The organism is Brevundimonas sp., assembly GCF_031082345.1.
GTDB lineage: Bacteria > Pseudomonadota > Alphaproteobacteria > Caulobacterales > Caulobacteraceae > Brevundimonas.
Genome location: NZ_JAVHLH010000222.1, coordinates 1 through 4612 on the forward strand (window position 1 = coordinate 1; position 4612 = coordinate 4612).

General features: G+C 65.3%; 2 protein-coding genes and 1 pseudogene. All 3 read left to right on the plus strand.

Features of this window, described 5'->3' with window-relative positions; genetic code table 11:
• Nucleotides 1–199: 199 nt before the first annotated feature.
• Complete coding sequence (locus tag RDU12_RS12615; RefSeq protein WP_300289156.1) at nucleotides 200–424, plus strand: hypothetical protein; 225 nt, start codon at nucleotides 200–202, stop codon at nucleotides 422–424.
• 42 nt (nucleotides 425–466) lie between these two features.
• Nucleotides 467–1888, plus strand: a complete 1422-nt coding sequence (locus RDU12_RS12620) for an O-antigen ligase (protein WP_300289155.1) — start codon at nucleotides 467–469, stop codon at nucleotides 1886–1888.
• A 322-nt stretch (nucleotides 1889–2210) separates the two neighbouring features.
• Nucleotides 2211–4612: pseudogene (locus RDU12_RS12625) on the plus strand (hypothetical protein); the annotation flags it as partial.

A 4612-nucleotide genomic window follows, 5' to 3' on the forward strand; every position in this document is an offset into this window, starting at 1 on the left:
CGCCGCACCCCCATGGTGGTATGGTTTGACCAGGTGGCTATCGCTCAGTTGGGTGGGGCCCCGAACAGGTAGGGTCAGTCGGCGACACGACCTCGTCCGCTGGAGAATCTTGTTGCCTTCGAAACCTTCGCCTCTTACAAACACTCTCGATAACTCGCGGGCCAGCCCGTCCAACACACCTGATTATGGGGATTAAAGCATGCGTAAGACCATCGCCGCCGTAACGGCGGGCCTGCTGCTCGTCGCCGGCCAAGCCGCTGCCGCCAACAATTCCGCGACCGCCCGCGTGGGCGACCGCGTCGGCGCTGAAGCCGATGCGAGCTCGGAGTTCGCCGGCATTCCGCTCCCGGTCCTGCTGATCGGCGCCGCCGTTCTGGTCGCGACGGTCGTGGTCGTCAGCGACGACGACTCGGAAAGCGATTGATCTGAACCGGCGCGGGTAACGTTCGCTATCGTGCAGACGTAATTGCCCGTAACTGGCAAGCTTCTTAAGGACCAGTGGGACGCCGTTGCTCTAGCATCGGCCGTCCTGCTGGTCCTTTCGTTTGTCTTGGGCGGAGCCAGCCAAAACCACGCCCTGCGTCTCGCGCTGGTGGAACTGGCGGCCCTGCCGGTCCTGGTGCTGGCTGCGGGCCGGATTGTCCAGACCGGCCTGTGGCGAGAGCACAGGCTGGCGCTCGGCTTGACGGCCGCACTTGTGGCCATCCCCCTGATCCAGTTGATCCCCCTCCCCCCCGCCATCTGGACCGGGCTGCCCGGACGGGACCAGATGGTGCTCGCCCTGGAACTCGCGGGCCTCGAGCCCGGCTGGACCCCGCTGAGTCTGACACCTGATCGTACCTGGCGATCTGCGTTGGCCCTTACGCCCCCTGTCGCCTTCTTTCTGGCCGTGCTGTCGATGTCCCACATCCAGCGCGAGCGAATGGTCCATCTCCTCATCGCCGCAGCGGTCGTCGGTATACTTCTCGGCGCCGCCCAGTTGGTGAGCGGTGGGGACCGGCTGTACTTGTGGCACTGGACGGATGCCGGCTCAGTCAACGGCTTCTTCGCCAACCGCAATCACCTGGCCTCCTCCCTGCTGATCACACTGCCTTTCGCCATCACGATGGGGGCGTCGACCCTCAGGCGGCGGGATCGAGGAACCTCGGCCCTGTGGCTGGGGGCGCTGTTCGCCGGCCTCGTCGTCGTCGCCCTGGCCGCGATCAGGTCACGCGCGGGAATCGCTCTCTTCGCGCCCGTGATGGTCGCAAGCCTGCTGGCGGCGTGGATCGCTGCGGGCAGAGGCCGCCCGGGTCCCGGCCTTTTGTTGCTCGTAGGCTCCGTCGGCGCAGCCCTTACCATCGTCGCTGTCCTGGCCCTCCCCCCCATCCTCGCCAGGTTCGATATCCAGAGCGCGCCGGAAGGCCGCTTCGATCGCTGGCCCCTCGTGGCTGAGGCAGCGCAGACCTACCTTCCGCTCGGCGCCGGCATGGGAAGTTTCGACGCCGTCTACCGGTCGGTGGAGCCGCTGGAGCAACTGGATTCCACCTTCTTCAACCAAGCGCATAACGAATATCTGGAGACATGGCTGGAAGCCGGCTGGCTCGGGATCGGTCTGGTCATCGCCTTCTCCATCTGGTGGTTCCGCCGCAGCTGGAGCGCCTGGCGAGCGCCACCCTCCCGGGAAGGCGACCTTCAACGGGCGGCGAGCATCGCTATCGGCGTGGCGCTCCTGCACTCCATCGGCGACTATCCGTTGCGGACGGTCACACTGGCTGTCGTCTTCGCCCTGTGCTGCGGTATTCTGGAATTCTCCGGACGGCCCCCGCAGCCGCGCAGCCGCGCCGAGGCGAAGACGCGAAGCCGCAATCACTCCAGTCGGACGGTCCAGCCCATGGATGGCCGCTAGGGCCGGAGATCAGGCTGTGTCCTGATTGGCGTGCACGGGGCGCTGTGAACTTGATCGGGTCGGCCGGGCCGTTCCGACGAACAGATTGGCGGTGGTCAACCGTCAACAGGCGCTTCTTCCGTGCCTGGTTTCCGGGCCGCGCCACGGCCCGACAGCCTGAAGGCTTGCTCCCCTGCCCTTGCACCCTCCGGGGCGCCGAGCCCCGCCTCAAGCCCCTCCCCTGATGGCTCGCCCCTTTCCACCCGCTGGCAAATCCGTTAGCGTTCCGTGGGTTGCTGGACGTTTGGCCGCAGGTTGCCGCTAGCGAACCCGGGAGCAGCCAATGGCGATCGAGACCACCCGCGCGCGGTTCGGCTATGTGGCCGACGTGTCGGCGGGAACAGGCAACGCCCTTGAGGTGCGGTTTCTCGGCAGGACAGTCGCCGACCCGGGGGGACTGGCCTTCTCGCCTGAGACGAATTCCAGGGGCGATCTGGCCTATGCCGTTGGACTGGCGGACGGGATCAAATCTTCCCTGGGCGCCACGGACATTTGGCTTAACGGAGACCTGATCGCCACGGGTCGCCAGGTGCTCGATCTGGCGATGACCGATACGACCCTGGCCTGGCTCGAGACCACGGCTGTCGGGACGACGCTCAATCGCTATTCCCTCATGACCGGCGCCCTGACCACCGAGCCGCTGCCGGTGCGCGCGCAGCGGGTGGTCGTGGATGGCGATGGCTTTTTGATCAACGGCGTCCACGCCACAACGGGCAATACCGTTGTGGTAGCCGCGAGCCCGGGGGAGATAGCGGTCTCGACCGATTTCGGCGAGCAGTCGATCTTCCTGTCGGGGAATTCGGATGGCGCCGCCCTGGTTCGGGTGACGGGCGATCAGGCCGGACAGCTGCTTTACGCGGCGTTGGACCGCGTATTGAGGCCTGAGACCGAGGATTTCACCGGTATCGGCAACGACGCCGGGCGACTGGCCTGGCATCAGAGCTATCGTCTTCTCGCGCTGGCGGATCTGGCGCTGGCGACGGACGACGCGGGCCTGAAGGCGCGGGCGGCGGCGGCTGTCACCGAGATGTTGAGTCAGGCGGATTCGAACGGCAACTACCCTTCCACCCGCTACAGCGAAGGTGACGGCGCTTTCGCCTTCTCTGTCCACTCCGGCTGGATCTACAACGCCGCTTTCCAGTCATGGGACTTTCTGTCCCCTGAACAACGGCAGTCGCTGGTTGAGCAGGCGACCCGGAGCTTCGACAGTTTTGAAACAGACTGGATGAGCTACGGCTATCGCTTCACTCCGGGCACCGATTTCTATCTCGACGGCGTGGTGCAGCCGTTCAACATGCAGGCGGCCATGGGCCTGTTGGCTCTCGATCTCCACCACGCGACGGGGGAGGTGCGGTTTCTTGAGCGGGCTGAGGCGATCTTCAACCTGATTACCTCCGAGCTCATTACGGAGAACGGGACCGCGTTCTGGCACTTCTGGCCCCGCCTCTTCACGGACGGCTGGTCCGAAGGAACGTTCGACAGCGACAATGCGCCCACGCGTCCGCCTTCTCCCCCTAATCTGGAAGACGTGTACCACTCGCTGATCACCATGCCCTTCCTCCGGGAGGCGGGGCGAGCGTTGGGTCAGGAAGGCGTCATTGACGTGGGCGCCCTGTTTTCGTCGATCCACCTCGGCGGATTGAACTTCGCCGCGGAGCTGAACGGGACCGTCGGCGGCTATGAGTTCCTGCCGCCCTGGCCGGACGCAGAGGCGTTGTGGCCCTTTCTGGTGCGAGAACTCCCTTCCGTCCTGCCGCATTATGACCAGGGGGTATTCGACTGGATGTACGCCGGATCGGCTCGGCGAAGCGGCGTCACCGCCTCCACCCGGATCGAAATCGAGACCCTCGATCCACATACCGGACAGGTGACGGGGACGCATACCCTGACTGGACCGGCGGAGATCCTCGCCTACCTCCAGGCCAATGACTATGCGCGGGAGCCGGCCACGCCAGGATCCATCGATCTGGCCACGGATGGACCTGATACGCACGCCGGCACGGCTGAAGCCGACTCCGTTCGATTGCTGGACGGCGATGACACGGCGGTCATGGGGGACGGGAACGACCTGGTGATGGGCGACTTCGGCGACGACGCCGTGTTCGGCGAAGGTGGTGATGATGCTCTCTACGGAGGCTTTGGAGAGGATCTGCTGAACGGCGGCGTCGGCGACGACCTGCTCTCCGGACAAGCGGGCGACGACATGCTGCGCGGCGGCGCGGGGCAGGACGCCCTCGTCGGGGGCGGTGGGATGGACACGGCGGACTATTCTGGATCGGTTGACCGGATCGCCGTCAATCTCATGACCAGGACCGCCCTGGGCGGCGACGCGCACGGTGACACCCTTTTCAGCATCGAGAATCTGGTCGGAACGAACAGCGATTTCACCGATTTTCTGGTTGGCGACAACGGCGTCAATGTGTTGAGCGGTCTGGCGGGTGACGACCAACTCGATGGACTCGGCGGCAATGACACCCTGATGGGGGGCGAAGGCGCAGACAGGCTCGACGGCGGCGAGGGCGATGATGTTCTGAACGGAGGCGGGGGAAACGACAGCCTCATCGGCGGCTTCGGCCACGACACTGTTGTCGTGGCAGGGGATTTCTCCAGCTATCGCCTGCTGATGAACGGCGACGACTTCATCCTCAAGGGCCCTGACGGCGGCGACAGCCTGACCGGGATTGA

What these genes read in the sequence shown, in the direction of transcription:
- RDU12_RS12615 (WP_300289156.1), top strand. Translation starts at nt 200, where the DNA reads ATGCGTAAGACCATCGCCGCCGTAACGGCGGGCCTGCTGCTCGTCGCC.